This window comes from Flavobacterium sp. FlaQc-52 (assembly GCF_044007495.1).
In the GTDB taxonomy this organism is placed as follows: domain Bacteria; phylum Bacteroidota; class Bacteroidia; order Flavobacteriales; family Flavobacteriaceae; genus Flavobacterium; species Flavobacterium cupriresistens.
The window spans coordinates 256,476-274,319 of record NZ_JBIPCV010000001.1; the positions used below are offsets into that span (position 1 = coordinate 256,476).

Genomic DNA, 17,844 nt, shown 5'->3' on the forward strand with positions numbered 1-17,844 from the left:
AAATCTTACGCAATGCAATTAACTCCAGAAACCGTATATCAGTATCTACATAAACGTCAACTTATTGATGAAGAGGCAGTGATTAAAGGTAATTTTATGGTACATCCGGTAAAGACCAGAAATACCATCATGAAAATAATAGTCCGCCCTGAGAATTCTCTTTTTGTGAAGCAAATGCAAAAAGATATCGTTAGTGACGGTTTATTTCAAAGAGAAATCAATACCTATACTTTATTTAAAAACAATGCAGAATTTTCATCGATAGCAGCTGTTGTTCCTAAACTATTGGATTACGATGATACGGCTAATATAATGGTAACCGAACTGTTATATGATGCAAAAAACTTATATGAGCATTATATGCTTACCAAAAACTTCGACTTAAACCTTGCCCGCGAGCAAGCTGTTATATTATCAGCATGTCATGTTGTACCTGAAGACAAATCAATTGCATCAATGTTTCCAAAAAACCTGCCGTGGGTATTACAATTGGATAAATACGATGCCGATCAATTTTTTGTAAACAATGAAGCAAGCACTTCTATTATAAGCCTGATAAAAGAGAATCAGGTCCTGCAAAACGCATTAATAAACTTGGCCATATCGTGGAATTACACCCACTTGATACACGGTGATATTAAATGGATCAACTTTATGGTTACTCAAGATGAAAAAGGTTTCACGCAAAAACTCATCGATTGGGAACTTGCTGACATTGGTGATCCGCTGTGGGATGTTGCCGGACTCATGCAATCGTATATCAGCGTTTGGCTCCTTGGATTTGATAATAACGACCCTGCCGGTTACCAATTACCGGAGTATATGCAACCCTACGATATCAAAAACACCCAATCTTCGGCACAGGCTTTCCTTTATGAATATATGGCCATACAAAAATATCCTGAATCGTATTATGGTACTATTTTGGCAAAAATAATTCAGCTAACAGCAGCCAGAATTATTCAGACGAGTTTAGAAGGAATTACTTATAATTCAAAAATTGAAGCGAATAATATGCGTTGTATTCAATTGGCATTCAATATTATGAGTGATCCATTTAACGCATTACAGGAATTGTTTAATATAAAACTACAACAAGATTATGTTCCAGGATAAAACCATCGTTAAAGAACTTACGCGACTGATTAGTCAACTTCATATTTCTGACTCTTTTCTCCAATTTAGAGAAAAACAATATGCTATTACGCCTGAGAATGCAATGAGCAGTCTCATTAGCATATTGTATTCCGAATGTTATGCCTTAAAAGAAAGCTATCAGTCAGGTCAGAAGGAAAGAGTGCTCCATTTTACGGACTCTAATGACTCTTTTTTGGAATTGCTTTCTCAAAATAATCTAAGTAAAAACAGAACAGAAAAGGATTGGATTGTAAAAAACATACATCCAAATGGGTACTTAGAAGTAACAAAACAAAACGAACTACAAGTCATACACGTTTCTTATTTAGTAGATGTCCCGTCCGGATCAACAGCGGAAATCGGGCAAACGGTTTCTGTTTTATTTCCAAAAGAAGACAGACAGAGGCAACCTACTTTTTATTATGTGTTTAGCGATCAATCGATGAATCCGTTTCAAAATTTCACGAGAATATATTGGAATTGCAACAGTGATGGTGCGCCAAAACTTGTAAAAAGCATTACTGAAAAACTAAACTATTATTCGATTCCGTTTCTTTTTAAATGCCTTAATCACCCTGATTTGTACTTTCGAAGGGATGCAGCAGTGCTTTATATAGAAGAGACTATGATTCCTATAATCAAAATGTTACTGCCTGAAATTTGCAATGAAATGGAAGACTACCTTGAAGAAGATGTACCTCTTTTTGCTTATCCGTATGCCAAAGGAGTTGGTATAGCTGAAAGTCCAAATGAGAATGAAAGTTTCGGAATGAATAGAGTGACGATACTAGCTGAAACACTCTTCCGAACTACACACAAAAAACTGGTGGCAACAGCTGTTGTTAACGAAATTGGAAGCGCTTTTCTGCAAAGAGGAATAGATCCTAAAACGACTTTTCTCAATAAAGGAACAAAAATACTATTCAATTAAAAGCAAGAATTATGGATCAGACCAATAAAAATATTTTCCTTGAAACGGCATGGAATATCGGAACTAATTTAATGAAAACCAGTATATGGCATGATAAATCCTGTACCTGGCAAGGGTATTCATTTGAGCCTTTGAATGGTACGTATCAACCGGTGATCAGAACTTTTGGACCGGATGTTTATTCGGGTACAGCGGGTATTGCTTTATTTTTGACCGCTTTGTATACGGAAAGAGAAGACCCGATTTTGCTCCAAACAATAGAAGGCAGCATTGAACAAATGAAAAGTACCATGTATGCTGCTATTAATCACGGATTCTATGCCGGAAAACCCGGCATTGCTGCGGCATTAATCAAAATTGGAAAAGAATTAAACAGAACAGATTGGGTACAAGACGGACTTGATTTACTCGATAGTATTCCTTCTGAATCGCTTCAATCCTATGAAATTGATATTATAAGTGGCGCTGCCGGAACAATACCAGTGCTGCTGGATGTTTATACCGTTTTTAAAATACCGGAATTATTGGATAAAGCAATTGCATTAGGGCATTTATTGTGTAATGCGGCTGTTAAAAACAATACCGTCTGGTCATGGGCTACGGTTCCATCCCAAAAAAATCTAACCGGTTTCTCACACGGCTCTTCAGGGATAGCTTTGGCATTATTGCAATTGTATAAAGTAACGGGAAACCCCACATTTATGGAAGCTGCTGAAGGTGGTTTTAATTACGAACGCCAGTCTTTTGATAACACACAACAAAACTGGCCTGACTTTAGAGACGATGTGGTCGCAAGCACCACAACCAATGTATGCGGACTAGCCTGGTGCCACGGAGCTCCCGGGATTACAATTTCAAGATTAAAAGCCAATCAACTAGATTCAAATCCTGTTTTTACAAACGAAATGAATATCGCACTCGCAACTACCGCTAATTCTGTTTATCAGGGCCTAATGGAAAATCTGACGAGTACCAATTACTCTATTTGCCACGGTATAGCCGGAAATGCGGATATTATGATGGATTGTGGAGGAATTGAATACCAACAACTGGCAGAAGCTGTCGGGAACGCCGGTATTAACAAATATCCAAACAATAATATTCAATGGTCTACAGGGTTAAGTAGCGGACAGTATACGCCGGGACTGATGATGGGAATTGCAGGAACAGGGTATTTTTATCTTCGTTTACTGAATAAAGACAAACATAAAAGTGTATTGCTGCCACAACTTGGGCTGGCTTAAGAAGCTAAAAACAATCAAAAAAAATGGAAGTATTGTTTTGGATTGCCTCCTGCTTTACCTCAATGTTATTAACTTAAGGATTATCAAAAAAAGTCTCACGTAGATTTTAGCGGGATGAAATAAAAAAATCCGCAGAATCAGCAAAATCTGCGTGAAAAATCTCTTAACTTAATGACATTGTGCTTTAGTTGGAGGAATATGATTTAAAATTTTAAAGGCTTTAGCCAAAATTGTTAGTCAATTAGGCTAAAGCCAATTTTGTACTTCTCAATCTGCATACCTCCAGCTAAAGCAGGAGGCAAATCAAATAAAGTCATATTTCATAACTATTTTCTTTACTAAAACTAAGTCTTTTTGACTTCGCGGAATTTTTGAATTGTTATAAAACCTTCTTTGTTTAAGAAGAATGATTAAAATGTGTAATATTTCAAACTACTTATTATCACTCATAATTTCAGATTTATTCTGAGCATATTCATAACCTTGCTCCCACCACACTTTCATGACTTCTCTATTAAAAATCAAAGCGTTATTTGTGAGTTTTGTTGGTGTGTAGTATAGATTTAATTTTACATTTTTATTGCTCGCCATTAGTTTTCCAATTGCGATATCATGCTTTTCTACCTGATCCAGAGCAATTCGGAATAAATCAATCATTAAGGAAAACGGGTTTTTGCCGATAACCATTTTATCCATATTAACTTCGGTTTCCAGAATGATTACATCAATTTCGGTTGCGCCACGATTTATGGCTTCGCGAATGGGTACCAAACTCGAGAAACCGCCGTCTCCATATTCATAATTGTTCTTGGTTACTAAACTCATAAACGGAATATAATTACTTGAAATCCAAGTCCAGTCGCAAAACTCTTCGTACGTACAGTCTTTAACGGACTTGTATTCTGCCTCGTTTTTGGTTAAATTGGTAACAGTAACAATAACATCACTCTTAAGTTTTTTGAGTTTATTGAAATCGGCTATCGAAAAATTGTTTTTGATGTACTTTTGCAACCCTTTACTCTCTCCAAAAGTCCTTTTTCCTCTAAAAAATTGACGTAAAACATTAAAATGATTGATGGTTACGATGTCAATTCCGTCTTTGACTTTCACCACAAAAGGGCAAATATTAAAAATTTTAGACATGGTAACATTGGTGTAAACCCAGTGGATTTTTTTCAAATGTCCCAGAGCCAGGTGCGGAATTAACAAACTCCCTGTTGAAGTTCCTAAAAACATGTCGTATTCGTGTTTCTTCTCTTCTATTAAATATTGTGCCACACCACCCGCAAATGCTCCTTTACTGCCTCCACCTGAAATAACCAATGCTCTCATAAATTTAATGTAGGTATTATTTTTTTATTTAGAATGTGGGGAGAAAATAGAGTAAAGAACATAGAATATAGATTGGAGTGTTTTCCTTGCTCTACATCCTAATATTCTATGCTCTATATTCTTTACTCCTTTAATAAACGATTCAACTGAAACTGTTCATCGGATGTCAAATTAGGCAAAATTCTTTCAAACGACGCACGCATTTCCGAATTTTTTAATAAAATCCTAATAGAATCTCTTCCGAATTTTGAAAATTGCCACATATGATGTGTTGTTGCACCTACTAAATTTGTTAAAACGGTATCGTTTATCAATCTAAAAGCAATTAATTTTTCTAACGCATTTTGTCTTGTTGTTGCTTCATATTTTGTGGATGAAAAACCAATCAGCTCCGTAACTAAATCTTCCGGATTCTCGCTGTAATCTCGTGTAGATAAAGCCAATGAAAGCCATAGTGTGCGAAGATTATAGTCATTAAAACCAATCCAATTCTTTGATTTGTTCAGGTATTCAGTCTGATGTTCTGGAAAACTTTTCCATAAACTATAGAGGGCGATTTCTTGAGTTTGGTATGATTTGTCATCAAGTAAAGTTTCGTAAGTTGTTCTGAAATCTTCCGGAATTTGATTAAAATTACCCGCAACTGCCTGACGAATTTGTACATCATTACTTTGCATAGCGATTACTAATAATTCTTTTTTAGCATCATACTTGTCGTTTTCTATTTGATTAACAATAGCTTCTTTTACAGCGTGATAGGTGTCTGAATTTAAAGTTTCAATTAAGAAATCTTTCTTTTCTAACAAAGGCGTTTTTTTTAGTTTATCTACTTCCAAACGAACTTGAATTGCTTTGTTTTTACTCAATAAAGCATTAGCGGTTGCGGTATCAAAAGCAGTTGATTCTAACCAGGTCTTCTTAAATTTATCCAAATCAAAATCGGATACTTTTTTAATTTCATCAAAGAAATTTTGCGTATTTACATTTTGATAAGCGTATTTTTTGAGGTAACTTTTAATGGCTTTTTTAAAGGACTTATCACCTATTGATTCGTGCAGTACGAACAACGTCCAAGCTCCTTTTTCGTAAAAGGTTAAAGAACTTGCCTTGGCATTTAAAACCGGAATCGTATCTGTTCTTGAGGCAAACTTTAATTGCTGTGCGGTTTCGTATAATTTAGAATAAAAATAATCCTCACCATAAATAGCTCTTTCGGCAAGTAAAGCATAATAAGTCGCAAAACCCTCCTGAAGCCAATGATGTGTACTGCTTTCGGCCGTAATCAGGTCGCCGAACCAATGATGTGCCAACTCATGTGCGTCGACATTGGTGTAATTTCGGTCTTCAAAACCGGTAGAATCAACAACGTAACGCGTTGCAAAAAGTGTGGTGGTTGTGTTTTCCATTCCCGCATACAAAAAATCACGAACCGGAATTTCTCTGTAAATTCCCCACGGATACCCTACTCCTATTTCTTTTTCCAGAAAATCGAAAATGCGTTTCGAATAACGATAAGTAGGTTCAAAACGAGCCAAATCCTTATTCTCCAAATAATACTCTAAAGGAATGTTTGTTTTAGATTTGAACTCTTTTTTATCATATTTACCAACCGTAAGCATCAATAAATAAGAACTCATTGGCTTTTTCATCTGGTATTGCCATTGAATCTGATTGTTATGTTCTGTTTTGTTTTTCAAGATTCCATTCGAGACTACCTGATAGCCCTTTTCATAAGTAACTTCCATATTAAAAATTACTTTTTCATTTACATCATCAAAACTCGGAAACCAGTTGCTGGTGTATCTCCCCTGACCCTGCGTCCAGATTTGCACTTCTGAATTTTCAACAGCAACAAAATACAAAGCTTGTTTGGGTTTAACCGAATAGTTAAAACGAAGCTGTTTTTTGCCTTTTTCAAAATTATAAATGATTTGCAATTGTTTGCCTGTGTTAAGAAAAATCACTTCTTTTCCGTCGATTTCAACATTGGTAAATTCCATGTTTTTCGCATCAATTTTAATTGTATCTACAGCTTTCAAAACATCAAAATCATACGTGACGCTACCGGAAACAGATTTTTTCTTGGCATCTAATTTTAATTGGCCCGAAACGGATTTAAAATCGACGAACTGGGTTTGCTGTGCAAAAGCGAAGCTGGTAATAAAAAGAAAAAAGTATTTCATTGAAAATTTGAATTTATGGGATCCGTCTCCCAATTTCTAGGGTTGTTTTTTATGTAATTATAGATTTTATCAAAGGCAATATGGTTTCTAACAATACTATCGTGATAATTGGATTGCCAGATTGATGTCTCATTACCGATTTGTTTTGTTGTGACCGATTTAAAAATCGCAACAAATGATGAAATTGAATTTGGTTTTCGGGTTAATTTGATTTTTTTGGGGTTATTGTGGTCTTGTTGTGGGTCCGATTTTTGATCGTGATTATGTTTTGAATCATGTTTCGAATGATGTTCCAAATCATCTTCCAAATTACGTTCCCGTAGAGACGCACTGCTGTGCGTCTCTACACTGTGCGTCTCTACATTGTGCGTCTGAACATCGGAAATGGGATTATTTTGGATTTCAATCAACAAATGAATATGATTTGGCATTACAACCCAATTATGGAAGAACCAATTTTTCCGAATTGAAATTGATTTTTTCAATTCGGTCTCAATAATTTCTCCATTGTCGTTTAATTTCATCACTTCATTTTCAACTGTGCCAAAAATGCACTCTCTATTCTGGGTCACTATTGTGATAAAATAGATTGCATCACCGGAATAATCCCAGTTTTTCAATCTGTTAGAATCAGTTTTGTATTTATTCTTAAATAATATCATTTCTTGAGGCGTATAATAATCTCAAAGTTACAAAGGTTTCGCCAACAAATCGAATGAATTTTGTATGTTTACTACAGAAAATTACAACAAAGTGTCAAAGCCAATAAAAGCCTTATTTAATTGGAGCAGCGGAAAAGATTCTGCTCTTACCTTATACAAAATTTTACAGAATCCGGAGTATAAAATTGAATGTTTACTAACCAGTGTCAACGAGAAATACCAACGAATTTCGATGCATGGTGTACGCATTGAACTTCTCGAAGCACAGGCAAAAAGTATCGGTATTCCATTAAAAGTACTGCAGGTTCCGGAGATGCCAACAATGGAAGTGTATGAAAACGTAATGACCCAAACTTTAAATGAATTAAAAAAGGATGGAATTACGCATTCTGTTTTCGGGGATATCTTTCTGGAAGATTTGCGAAAGTATCGTGAGGATCAATTAGCAAAAATTGGTTTTCAAGGTGTTTTTCCAATCTGGAAAATTCCAACAAAGGAATTGATTCAGGAATTCATTCAACTTGGATTTAAGACAATTGTAGTTTGTGTAAATGAACGGTATTTAGACAAAAGTTTTGCCGGTCGTATTATCGATCAGGATTTTATCAATGATTTGCCTGAAAATGTAGATTTATGTGGCGAAAATGGCGAATTTCACACCTTTACATTTGATGGTCCGCTTTTCTCTAAACCAATTGATTTTGAAATTGGCGAAATCGTTTACCGCAAATATGAAAGACCAAAAAAGGATGACTCATCCAATACTGCCTGTGATACGAATACGACCGGTGCTTTCGATTTTGGATTCTGGTACTGCGATTTGATTCCTAAATAAGTGATGTAAACTGAGGTTTGGTTTTAAATTTACGAGAGTTTATTATTATTCTAATGCAAAAAAATAGATTATGGATATACTGATACGTTCTATAAAATTCCCCATTGTTTTTGATGTAGACAAACTCAAAAGTGATCTTTCTAAAATAATGAATAAAAAATGGGTAGCGCATTACAATACCAATGATTATTCCGGAAAATGGACTTCGGTTGCCTTGATGTCTACAGACGGGAAATCGGATACTATTTTTGCTTTACCCAATACTGACGATGCTATTAAAGAAACCGAAATTTTAGATTCCTGTACCTATTTTAAAGAAATTTTAGATGGTTTTCTCTTTGAAAAAACCGCAGTACGACTACTCCAACTGGCCGTTGGTGCAGAAATCAAGCCGCATTCCGATCATTGTTTGGGCTATGAAGACGGTTCTTTCCGATTGCATATCCCGATAATTACCAATCCTGATGTCGAATTTATTTTGGACGGAAAACGTCTGATTATGGGTGAAGGGGAATGCTGGTATATCGATGCTAATTTTGAGCATTCTGTGGCAAACAGAGGCAATCAGGATCGCATACACCTAGTGATTGACGGAGTCCGAAATGAATGGACTGATGCTCTTTTTTATAAAGAAGCGGAAGAAGATCAATTTAAGAAGCCGGCTGTAGTACTTAAAAAAGAGGAAAAAGAACTTATGATTGCCCAGCTACGTCTTCTAAATACACCAATAGCAAATGAATTAATAAAAAACTTAGAGCTATAAAATCTAGGTTTTTAAAAACGACTGTTTTAAAGTAATTGTTTTTGTAGCTGTTGAGCTGTTTCCTTTAAACATTAAAATTCAGACCAATAAAGATCTATTTGTCTGAGAAACTGCTATGTTGTTATTCTTAATTCAATTTAGGTTGAAACATCGATCCAAGTTGATAGTTGCCATTTTCCATTTTTTCTTTTGAAAAAGTAATCGATATAAATACCATTGTTAATTCCGCGCTGTTGGATTACGGCCTCCTCTTCTTTTAGATGTATCACTTGCTTATAATCCATGCTCTGCGGTTGCACGTCGAGATTAATATTGCGGTACTCCTCTTTAGTAATTAAGTAATCAACTAATTCAAAATCGTCGTTATTTATTTTAACTTTCAGCGGAAAATGAATTCTATCTCTTTGAAAAAGGGAATCGTTACTAAATATTTTTAAAAAAGAATTAAAGTCTTCTTGTTCATTTTTACTTTCGACGACAGCAGTTTTTTTTTCTTCTACTCTAACAGATTTTTTGGTTTCTTCTCTTGGAACAGGAGTAGTTTGCAATACATCATTCCTTTTGCAGCTTACAAATGCTACTAATAAAAAAAAGAAAAATATACTTTCTGAGATTTTCATATGGATTGTTCTTCTTTATACATGTTCAACAAATTAGTTACCGTATTCCAGTTTCTAATCGTTGCCGTTACGTTTAGTTTTTTCTCAATATATTTTTGATCAAATCTTGTCTTTCCTGCTCCAACCGCGTATTTAATAAAAATTCTGTTCCCATCGATACTGGCTTCATCAGGCTTAAACTGACTAATTTTAAGATCATTGATATTCTCGCTTTTCAAAGCAATTGAGACAAAAGCAACGTACAGTTTTTTAGTGTCGACTTCTTTTTCTTTGAGAAAAGGGCTGTTCTTGAAACAATCATCAAGGTCTTTTTTGGTAATCACTATCGTCGGAACTTCATGACCAAAAACTTTAAAGATTTCTTGTTTTATCTGAAAACCCACTGCCGATGCACTTTCTTCCGGAGTATCTACAAATACATTTCCGGACTGTAGGTATGTTCTAACATTTTGAAAACCTATATTTTCAAGCATTGTCTTTAATGCTTCCATTTTCATCATATTATGTCCCGAAACATTTATGCCGCGTAAAAGTACCAGATGTGTTGTCATTGTCTTTGAATTTTGTTCAAAGATAAAAAAATCAATTGCAATAAAAATGGAGCTGGACTCAATTATAGTTTTACGATTAGGATTAAAAAAAAGATATCAAACTAAAACGGCTTGAAATGTATATGAAAATGTCTCAATTATATAAAAATATAGATGTCAATACAATTAATAATCAACTGTCTATATATTCGTGCTTTGCCTTTACCGGATTTAACAAACGTCAATTTCTTTCCTACAACGACTGACTTTTCAAGACTGGCGGATTTTTAAAATTCCCAATTAAAATCTATCTTCGTATTTCTAAAAGAGAAAAAAGAAGAGACCCGTCAGCATACGGTGCACAATCTTAAAGTTATTCTCTAAAATCTATTTGCAATATTCTAAAAACGTAACGCCAAAAAATGTCTAATAATCTCCTTGAAACTCCTATCGAATACTTAAAAGGTGTTGGTCCCAATCGGGGTCAATTGCTGCGCAAGGAACTGGAGATTCATAAGTATGGTGATTTAGTTAACTTTTTTCCAAACCGTTATATTGACCGAACGCGATACTACAAAATAAATGAACTTCAAAATACGGGTTCTGAAGTTCAGATTATTGGGAAAATCATCAACATCAAAACGGTTGAATTTGCAAAAAACAAAAAGCGTCTGGTAGCCACCTTTGTAGATGATACGGGCCAAATTGATTTAAATTGGTTTCAGGGACACAAATGGGTTCGCGAAAGTTTAAAGCTGAATGAAGTTTGTGTCATTTTTGGAAAATGCTCTTTGTACGGGAGTCAATTTAGTATGGCGCATCCTGAGATCGAACCTTTAAATGAGCATGAAAAAAGCCTCCGTTCTGCCATGCAACCGGTTTATCCTTCAACGGAAACGCTGACAAATCGAGGTATTTCTAATCGAACGATCAATAAATTAATGGAGCAACTGTTTATTGAAACGCAGGCTTTGTTTACGGAAACATTTCCTTCTTATTTAATTGAAGAGTTGAAATTGATTTCAAAAAAAGCAGCGCTATTCAATATTCATTTCCCGAAGAGTACTGATGCTTTGGCGAAAGCGCAGTTTCGATTAAAGTTTGAAGAATTGTTCTTTATTCAACTGCAATTAATCACCAAAAACCTGATTCAAAAGCACAAAATAAAAGGGCATCCGTTTACAAAAGTGGGAGAATTTTTTAATGAATTCTATCAGAATCACTTGCCTTTTGAATTGACCAATGCGCAAAAAAGAGTTATAAAAGAAATCCGTTCCGATATGGGAAGCAATGCCCAAATGAACCGATTATTGCAGGGTGATGTGGGGTCCGGAAAGACTATTGTAGCTTTTATGAGCATGTTATTGGCGATGGACAATGGTTTTCAGGCTTGTTTGATGGCGCCTACAGAAATTCTCGCCAACCAGCATTTTATCGGATTGTCGGAATTGGCTAAGACTTTAAATATCAATATCAAAATACTTACCGGTTCTACTAAAACGGCAGCCAGAAGAATTCTTCATGAAGAACTTGAAAACGGGACTTTGCATATTTTAATCGGGACACACGCTTTATTGGAAGACAAAGTCAAATTTAAAAACCTAGGTTTAGCGGTAATCGATGAGCAACATCGATTTGGTGTCGAGCAACGTTCTAAGTTATGGAAGAAGAACGAGATTCCGCCCCATGTTTTAGTAATGACCGCCACCCCTATTCCAAGGACACTTGCGATGAGTCTTTATGGTGATTTGGATATTTCTGTAATTGACGAATTACCTCCCGGACGAAAACCCATTCAGACCGTACATCGTTTTGACAGTAATCGTTTGAAAGTTTGGAAATTTCTTAGGGATGAAATCGCACTGGGAAGACAAATCTATATCGTTTATCCGTTGATTCAAGAGTCTGAAAAAATGGATTATAAGGACTTAATGGACGGTTACGAGAGTATTTCACGTGATTTCCCATTGCCACAGTATTCGATTTCTATTTTGCACGGAAAAATGAAGCCAGCAGATAAAGATGCTGAAATGAAACGTTTTTCAGAAGGGAAAACAAATATAATGGTTGCAACAACCGTGATTGAAGTTGGGGTAAATGTACCCAATGCAAGTGTAATGATTATTGAAAGTGCAGAACGCTTCGGATTGTCTCAATTGCATCAGCTTCGCGGTCGTGTAGGACGTGGTGCTGAACAAAGTTATTGTATCCTGATGACAAGTCATAAATTAAGTGCCGATAGTAAAACCCGAATGGAGACCATGGTACAGACCAATGATGGTTTCGAAATCGCCGAAGTAGATCTTAAACTTCGCGGTCCCGGGGATTTAATGGGGACGCAACAAAGCGGTGTTTTAAATCTTCAAATTGCAGACATTGTCCGTGATCGTGATATATTGTCTTTAGGTAGAAACTATGCAATGAAGATTTTAAAAGAAGATTCGGCCCTTCAAAAACCGGAGCATGCTATTTTGAAAGCGGTCTTTATTGAACTAACTAAGAAGAAGAATATCTGGAATTATATTAGTTAGTTTTTTTTAAGGTGCTAAGTTACTAAGATGCTAAGTTTCTGAGAATCTTGGACATTGTCTTGATTTTAGTTTCTAAGCTATAAAAAGAGATCTGAAAGTTACGAAGTGATTTGCAACAACTGTTTTGTTTAATTAATTGAAACTACTAGCTAATAATTTGTTGATCCTATTTGGTAAAAGCACAAATGGATTGATTTGCTTACCGCTTCAGCTCAATTCCATTAAGTTAAGGGTTATCAAAAAAAGTCTCACGCAGATTTTAGCGGAATGAAATAAAAAAATTCGCAGCATCCGCAGAATCTGCTTGAAAAAATAGCATTAACTTAATGACATTGTGCTTCATCTGGAGGTAAATGATTGAGAGGTGTATCTTTGGTTTTAGCTGAAAGAACTGGGATATAATTCGGGTAAAGCCCTTAAATCTTGAACTACTTGTAATCCTCCAACTGAAGTAGGAGGTTATTCAAAATGATACTTTTGCAAATATTTTAATTTTTACTGGAAATTTACATTATTATAATTCAGTAATGAGGTATAGAATGATTCCAACGAGCTAAATTTCTTTTGCGAGATTTTGCTACTACCACGTTTAGATTCACCCCAAATCTTAGCCCCTCAGAACCTCTGTAACTCAGAAACTAAAAAAAATACACTCCAAAGTATCATCTTAAACGGTCGAGATTTAAGTCTAAAATAGTTACATAAATTAGTAAGCTTAATAGAGTTGGGGCAAAAAAAGCATTCCCATTTTAGAGCTGATACAATGAAGCGTATAGTAGTTTATTCTACGTTATTTTTTGGTTCCGTTTTTCTTTTCGAAAAAGCCGTTAAAAAAACCTTTGCTTACTTTATTTTTATCATCTTTTCCGGTGGCTACAAGATGATCTACATATTCGGTGTACGTTTTTTTACGTTCTTCCAAAAAACCGATCAAATACTCTTCAGATGCGTGAAGTCCACTCGCCTCTTCGATATGGATTAGTTTTTTGTATAGTGGTTCTATAAACTTAACAATCACTTCTTCGGGAACCGATTTTCGGGTTCCAAAGTACCCTACAATTTCTCCGTCTGAATCTGAAACAATTTTAAAATCTGTGATTACCCAATAGTATCTTCCGGTTTTAGACATGTTTTTGACTATAGCATGTATATTTTTATTACCCTTAATACTATCCCATAAAAATTTAAAAATAACTTTTGGCATATCCGGATGACGGATAACGTTGTGGGGCTGTCCGATAAGTTCAAACTCATCGTAGCCCGATACATCAATAAAAGCTTCGTTAGCATACAAAATAGTTCCTTTTGTATCTGTTTTGCTTAGTAATACTTTGGTTTTATTCCAATCAACTTCTCTGTCTGATGGATTCGGGCGGGTAATTCTGGTATCCATAAATCTCGTATTTTAAAATTAATATGCGACTCTTTTGTTGTGCATAAATAAATGCGCTGCGTATTAAATAGTATTCTAGTTCAGTTCTTCTTTTAAAATAGTTAACAAGCCTTTTGTTTTCTTAAAAACGGCTTCGAGCTCCTCCTCCAGCCAATCCGGCAAGGTGGCGTCGTTGGCCAGTTTTAAATGCTGAATATCATTTGCAATATGAACGATCTTTTTATATTGAAAATCTAAATTTTTAGCATTATGATTATCACTGTGTTGGTTAAAAATTCGGGCAACTTCCTTTCCAAAATCAGTTTCTGTAATTTTATCAAATGAATTTACAGCTACTTCTTCTTTAAGGAAACTGTCAAACGATTTTTTTAAAGAATCGAGCATTGCATTGGTTGATTCAAAATCATATTTCGACATAAGATTAAATTTAAGTTATAATGGATTGAATTAATACCTACTACTAAATACAACTTAAAGTTAATTTGAAACTCTCGTAGCCGATTTACCGTGAATATCATTAACCAAATCATCTATTTTTTTGGCACTTTCACGCATCATTTCCAGGTAGTTTAATAGTTTGTCATTATCGGTATGTCCTTTTGAGGCATCAATAAGTTTTAAAACCGAATCTACCGGAAGTCTTAAATCCTGCGCTGTTCTGTAAACAAAAACATTAAATTCATTATTAGAAGACAGTGTGCTGTATTTTGCGGAAGCCAATTTCATATTTTCCAATTCATACTCATCTGATATTTTTGAAATGTGATTTTGGCTGTGTTCTTTGAAATAATACGCCCAATACCCATTCATTAAAAATACAACTGCAGCTAATACTACGTGAATAATAAAAGTTTCTAAATCGAAATTTACCTGAGAAAAATACAATTGCAAACCTTTTGGATCATTAAAAACAGCATTCTGCATATAAGCCAGAGCTCCATGATGCAGAACCACCAAAAGCGTAAGCGGAATTTGCAATTTCCAATTTTGATAAATAATTAAAATGGTACTGGCGATAAATACGGTAAAGTGCATTTCGAACAAACCGTGCATCTGATAAATGTATTGCGCCATAAAAATCGCTAACACTACTGACAAAACATACTGGTAAAAGTTCGATTTTTTAAAAAAGAATTTTGCCGAATAGTACAATAATAAATTGATGACACCTACTCCAACCCCAATTTCAAATGTATCGTACTTAAAGGCCAGGGCAATTCCGAGAAGAAAATAGGCTGCAAGCACATAATTAATAATCGTGTCTGACTTTTGTGTCATTGTTGACATAAAACTGTGTAGGTAATCTTGTTCATTCAAACTTGCTTTTGATTTCATAATTTTGGGTAATTTAGGTTGAGGGTTAGATTTATTTAGTGCATTTTGGTAACGAACATCCGTAAGCTCTCAGAGCTAAAGCATCAAATGAAGGGGTCTTGGTTTGTTTGAGCAAAGAATCAATTGCCATTTGTGCATAATTACTGTCGGCATTAGTACAATATCTGGTCTTATTGTAATTCCCTCGGTAGTATAAATTCTGTACTGGATCAATTATAACAGCTTGCGGAGTGGAGAAAACACCACACTTTTTGGCCATCGCTTCATCAAAATAGACAGGGATTTCAGCATCGAATTTTTTCTGTATTTCTTCAATCGTAAAATTTTTGTGTTTGTTTAAGACCACAATTTTAAAATTAATACGGTCACCATACTTTTTGATTAGTTCGCTAACGTGTGGTATGTTAAATCGCGAACAAGGACAGTCCGGATTAAAAAAATGGATAAATACAGGTTTGTTGTTGGTAACCCAACATTTCCCTAAGTCAATTCGGGAGCCCATAGCAATGGTATGATAATTTTTAGGAATCGGAGTTGGCAAACTGTATTTGAACTCATTCTGCCAGAATAAAACAAGAATTGCGGAGAGCAATAAAGAAAACCATAAGCCAAGGAGTATTTTTTTTGCCATAAATAAGTAGTTTTGGGTATATAATTCTAATGATGTCTAAACAACTGTTAAGTAATTGGTTTTGTAAAAAACTAATTTTAACTTAAAAACAAATAAAAAACCTACACATTTACACGCTTAACCCCTAAAAACATTAATATTATCACAAAAAACCGATCATTTTGTTTAAGCTTATCAATGTTACGAATAAAATCGATAAACAACAAAAAAAATCAGTTAAAATGCAAATTTTGCTTATTAGATCAGAATTACCTTATTTTTTGTTTTATTTTTAAGCAAAATTACTTGCGTAAAAACCTACAAAAAATACAGCTCATTAAAACATTTCTAAAAGTTTTGTTAAAAAACATGTTTTTTAGATCGTGTCGTTAAACCAATCATCTAAATCAGCATCTAAATCCAATTATTCACATCAACTTTATAAAATGACCTATTTTCAAAAAACAGCCAAAAATCGGCGCCAGAACAGCTCTAAGTCAATTTGAATAATAGTAAAATACTGTTTTTCAATGACTTAAATTCAATGTAAAGATTTGTACATACAAATGTTAAATAAAAGCTAACGCCATTTGGATTCGCTCCAAAAAGTTAAATTTGTACACTTACTAAAAACACTTACCCAAAAAATCTATTTACCTCAATTTTATGAAAGTAAAAAACCTAGTTTATGCCCTTCTGATTATCGGACTTGGAGGGTTTATTGCCTACCGAGTTGTATCTAATAAAAGTAAAAACGAAGAATCTAAAAAATTCGGCGATAAAGACAGTCCAACTACCGTAACAGGAATAGTGGTAAAAACGGCCACTTTTGATAATAATCTGTCCTTATCGGGATCTATTGAAGCCAATGAGCAAATAGAAATTCGAAGCGAAGTCTCCGGTATTGTTGAGAATATTTACTTTACTGAAGGTACTTTCGTAAACAAAGGTCAGGTACTTTTTAAAGTAAATGATATTGAATTAAAAGCGCAATTGAGACAAGCTGTTACCAGAGAAAAATTAGCAGCGGAAAACGAAAGAAGAGCTAAATTACTACTCCAAAAAGAAGCGATAAGTCAGGAAGAATTTGATGTTGCCAATGCAGATTATGCATCAGCGCAAGCTCAAAGCCAATTGATCAGAGCGCAGATTTCAAAAACAGCTGTAAAAGCTCCTTTCTCAGGAAAAATTGGTTTGCGTTCTATTTCTCCGGGAACGTACATCACTCCTACTATACTCGTAGCAAAATTAGTGAACACAGGAAAATTAAAAATTACATTTTCAATTCCTGAAAAATATGCCTCACAAGTAGTGTCGGGATCTAATATTGATTTTACGGTGTCGGGCTCAACAAAAGTTTATACGGCCAAAATATACGCCATTGAACCTGAAGTGGCTGTGGCAACACGTACTTTACAAATTCGCGCCATTGCAGATAATATCGACGGAAAACTTTTGCCGGGTACTTTCGCAGATGTGCAATTACCTCTTAATATTATCAAAGATGCGATCGTAGTTCCTTCAGAAGCTATTGTACCTGTTCAAAGTGGTAAAAAAGTGTATATCGCTAATATGGGTAAGGCCAAAGAAGTTATGGTTGATGCCACCACAAGAACAGATGCTTCGATTTTGATTTTATCCGGATTAAAGGCGGGTGACACCCTGCTGACAAGCGGTGTGATGTCATTAAAAAATGAGGCTCCAATAAAAGTTAAAGTAAAATAATTATAGATTTTGA

16 protein-coding genes are annotated in these 17,844 nt (G+C 34.8%); 7 read left to right on the plus strand and 9 right to left on the minus strand.

Annotated elements, in window-relative coordinates; all coding sequences use genetic code 11:
• Positions 1-12: 12 nt before the first annotated feature.
• From ACHRV5_RS01135 to ACHRV5_RS01145, 3 genes are read left to right on the plus strand one after another with little or no spacing between them, the layout of a single operon-like run.
• Positions 13-1,116, plus strand: coding sequence for a phosphotransferase family protein (locus ACHRV5_RS01135; RefSeq protein ID WP_395425441.1), 1,104 nt, complete (start codon positions 13-15; stop codon positions 1,114-1,116).
• Positions 1,103-2,068: a T3SS effector HopA1 family protein gene (locus ACHRV5_RS01140; RefSeq protein WP_395425442.1), complete on the plus strand. Its 966-nt coding sequence runs from the start codon at positions 1,103-1,105 to the stop codon at positions 2,066-2,068. Before ACHRV5_RS01135 ends, ACHRV5_RS01140 begins: the two co-directional genes overlap by 14 nt.
• A gap of 11 nt (positions 2,069-2,079) precedes the next feature.
• The gene (locus ACHRV5_RS01145) at positions 2,080-3,312 is read left to right on the plus strand and encodes a lanthionine synthetase LanC family protein (RefSeq protein ID WP_395425443.1); all 1,233 of its coding nucleotides are present in this window, start codon (positions 2,080-2,082) and stop codon (positions 3,310-3,312) included.
• Between the two features lie 432 nt (positions 3,313-3,744).
• On the opposite strand, the gene ACHRV5_RS01150 is transcribed toward ACHRV5_RS01145, so the two are convergent.
• The 3 genes from ACHRV5_RS01150 to ACHRV5_RS01160 form a co-directional block, all read right to left on the minus strand.
• Positions 3,745-4,644, minus strand: coding sequence for a patatin family protein (locus ACHRV5_RS01150; RefSeq protein ID WP_230001962.1), 900 nt, complete (start codon positions 4,642-4,644; stop codon positions 3,745-3,747).
• A gap of 122 nt (positions 4,645-4,766) precedes the next feature.
• Complete coding sequence (locus ACHRV5_RS01155; protein ID WP_395425444.1) at positions 4,767-6,827, minus strand: M1 family metallopeptidase; 2,061 nt, start codon at positions 6,825-6,827, stop codon at positions 4,767-4,769.
• The gene (locus tag ACHRV5_RS01160) at positions 6,824-7,489 is read right to left on the minus strand and encodes a transposase (protein WP_395425445.1); all 666 of its coding nucleotides are present in this window, start codon (positions 7,487-7,489) and stop codon (positions 6,824-6,826) included. The genes ACHRV5_RS01155 and ACHRV5_RS01160 overlap by 4 nt, the downstream gene beginning before the upstream one ends.
• A gap of 64 nt (positions 7,490-7,553) precedes the next feature.
• Here ACHRV5_RS01160 and ACHRV5_RS01165 point away from each other — a divergent pair, with 64 nt between their 5' ends.
• The gene (locus ACHRV5_RS01165; protein ID WP_395425446.1) at positions 7,554-8,324 is read left to right on the plus strand and encodes a diphthine--ammonia ligase; all 771 of its coding nucleotides are present in this window, start codon (positions 7,554-7,556) and stop codon (positions 8,322-8,324) included.
• Between the two features lie 70 nt (positions 8,325-8,394).
• Positions 8,395-9,087 carry an aspartyl/asparaginyl beta-hydroxylase domain-containing protein gene (locus ACHRV5_RS01170; protein ID WP_395425447.1) on the plus strand — a complete coding sequence of 231 codons (693 nt, stop codon included), beginning with the start codon at positions 8,395-8,397 and terminating at the stop codon, positions 9,085-9,087.
• A gap of 137 nt (positions 9,088-9,224) precedes the next feature.
• Here the strand turns inward: ACHRV5_RS01170 and ACHRV5_RS01175 are convergent, their stop codons facing one another.
• Both ACHRV5_RS01175 and ACHRV5_RS01180 read right to left on the minus strand, forming a co-directional pair.
• Positions 9,225-9,707 carry a DUF4348 domain-containing protein gene (locus ACHRV5_RS01175; RefSeq protein ID WP_395425448.1) on the minus strand — a complete coding sequence of 161 codons (483 nt, stop codon included), beginning with the start codon at positions 9,705-9,707 and terminating at the stop codon, positions 9,225-9,227.
• Positions 9,704-10,258: a DUF1697 domain-containing protein gene (locus tag ACHRV5_RS01180; RefSeq protein WP_395425449.1), complete on the minus strand. Its 555-nt coding sequence runs from the start codon at positions 10,256-10,258 to the stop codon at positions 9,704-9,706. The genes ACHRV5_RS01175 and ACHRV5_RS01180 overlap by 4 nt, the downstream gene beginning before the upstream one ends.
• A 401-nt stretch (positions 10,259-10,659) precedes the next feature.
• Here ACHRV5_RS01180 and recG point away from each other — a divergent pair, with 401 nt between their 5' ends.
• Positions 10,660-12,768 carry an ATP-dependent DNA helicase RecG gene (gene recG, locus ACHRV5_RS01185; protein ID WP_395425450.1) on the plus strand — a complete coding sequence of 703 codons (2,109 nt, stop codon included), beginning with the start codon at positions 10,660-10,662 and terminating at the stop codon, positions 12,766-12,768.
• A 790-nt stretch (positions 12,769-13,558) separates the two neighbouring features.
• On the opposite strand, the gene ACHRV5_RS01190 is transcribed toward recG, so the two are convergent.
• From ACHRV5_RS01190 to ACHRV5_RS01205, 4 genes are all read right to left on the minus strand, one after another.
• Positions 13,559-14,161 carry a PAS domain-containing protein gene (locus tag ACHRV5_RS01190; RefSeq protein ID WP_047775258.1) on the minus strand — a complete coding sequence of 201 codons (603 nt, stop codon included), beginning with the start codon at positions 14,159-14,161 and terminating at the stop codon, positions 13,559-13,561.
• 75 nt (positions 14,162-14,236) lie between these two features.
• Positions 14,237-14,578, minus strand: coding sequence for a hypothetical protein (locus ACHRV5_RS01195; protein ID WP_395425451.1), 342 nt, complete (start codon positions 14,576-14,578; stop codon positions 14,237-14,239).
• Between the two features lie 60 nt (positions 14,579-14,638).
• A complete protein-coding gene (locus ACHRV5_RS01200; protein WP_047775262.1) occupies positions 14,639-15,496 on the minus strand; it encodes a hypothetical protein in 858 nt (285 codons plus the stop codon).
• A 31-nt stretch (positions 15,497-15,527) separates the two neighbouring features.
• Positions 15,528-16,127: a peroxiredoxin gene (locus ACHRV5_RS01205; RefSeq protein WP_047775264.1), complete on the minus strand. Its 600-nt coding sequence runs from the start codon at positions 16,125-16,127 to the stop codon at positions 15,528-15,530.
• A gap of 645 nt (positions 16,128-16,772) precedes the next feature.
• Here ACHRV5_RS01205 and ACHRV5_RS01210 point away from each other — a divergent pair.
• On the plus strand, positions 16,773-17,831 hold the full coding sequence (locus ACHRV5_RS01210) for an efflux RND transporter periplasmic adaptor subunit (RefSeq protein WP_047775266.1): 1,059 nt from the start codon (positions 16,773-16,775) through the stop codon (positions 17,829-17,831).
• The last annotated feature ends 13 nt before the right edge of the window (positions 17,832-17,844 follow it).

What these genes read in the sequence shown, in the direction of transcription:
- ACHRV5_RS01135 (WP_395425441.1), top strand. Translation starts at nt 13, where the DNA reads ATGCAATTAACTCCAGAAACCGTATATCAGTATCTACATAAACGTCAA.
- ACHRV5_RS01140 (WP_395425442.1), top strand. Translation starts at nt 1,103, where the DNA reads ATGTTCCAGGATAAAACCATCGTTAAAGAACTTACGCGACTGATTAGT.
- ACHRV5_RS01145 (WP_395425443.1), top strand. Translation starts at nt 2,080, where the DNA reads ATGGATCAGACCAATAAAAATATTTTCCTTGAAACGGCATGGAATATC.
- ACHRV5_RS01150 (WP_230001962.1), bottom strand. Translation starts at nt 4,644, where the DNA reads ATGAGAGCATTGGTTATTTCAGGTGGAGGCAGTAAAGGAGCATTTGCG.
- ACHRV5_RS01155 (WP_395425444.1), bottom strand. Translation starts at nt 6,827, where the DNA reads ATGAAATACTTTTTTCTTTTTATTACCAGCTTCGCTTTTGCACAGCAA.
- ACHRV5_RS01160 (WP_395425445.1), bottom strand. Translation starts at nt 7,489, where the DNA reads ATGATATTATTTAAGAATAAATACAAAACTGATTCTAACAGATTGAAA.
- ACHRV5_RS01165 (WP_395425446.1), top strand. Translation starts at nt 7,554, where the DNA reads ATGTTTACTACAGAAAATTACAACAAAGTGTCAAAGCCAATAAAAGCC.
- ACHRV5_RS01170 (WP_395425447.1), top strand. Translation starts at nt 8,395, where the DNA reads ATGGATATACTGATACGTTCTATAAAATTCCCCATTGTTTTTGATGTA.
- ACHRV5_RS01175 (WP_395425448.1), bottom strand. Translation starts at nt 9,707, where the DNA reads ATGAAAATCTCAGAAAGTATATTTTTCTTTTTTTTATTAGTAGCATTT.
- ACHRV5_RS01180 (WP_395425449.1), bottom strand. Translation starts at nt 10,258, where the DNA reads ATGACAACACATCTGGTACTTTTACGCGGCATAAATGTTTCGGGACAT.
- recG (WP_395425450.1), top strand. Translation starts at nt 10,660, where the DNA reads ATGTCTAATAATCTCCTTGAAACTCCTATCGAATACTTAAAAGGTGTT.
- ACHRV5_RS01190 (WP_047775258.1), bottom strand. Translation starts at nt 14,161, where the DNA reads ATGGATACCAGAATTACCCGCCCGAATCCATCAGACAGAGAAGTTGAT.
- ACHRV5_RS01195 (WP_395425451.1), bottom strand. Translation starts at nt 14,578, where the DNA reads ATGTCGAAATATGATTTTGAATCAACCAATGCAATGCTCGATTCTTTA.
- ACHRV5_RS01200 (WP_047775262.1), bottom strand. Translation starts at nt 15,496, where the DNA reads ATGAAATCAAAAGCAAGTTTGAATGAACAAGATTACCTACACAGTTTT.
- ACHRV5_RS01205 (WP_047775264.1), bottom strand. Translation starts at nt 16,127, where the DNA reads ATGGCAAAAAAAATACTCCTTGGCTTATGGTTTTCTTTATTGCTCTCC.
- ACHRV5_RS01210 (WP_047775266.1), top strand. Translation starts at nt 16,773, where the DNA reads ATGAAAGTAAAAAACCTAGTTTATGCCCTTCTGATTATCGGACTTGGA.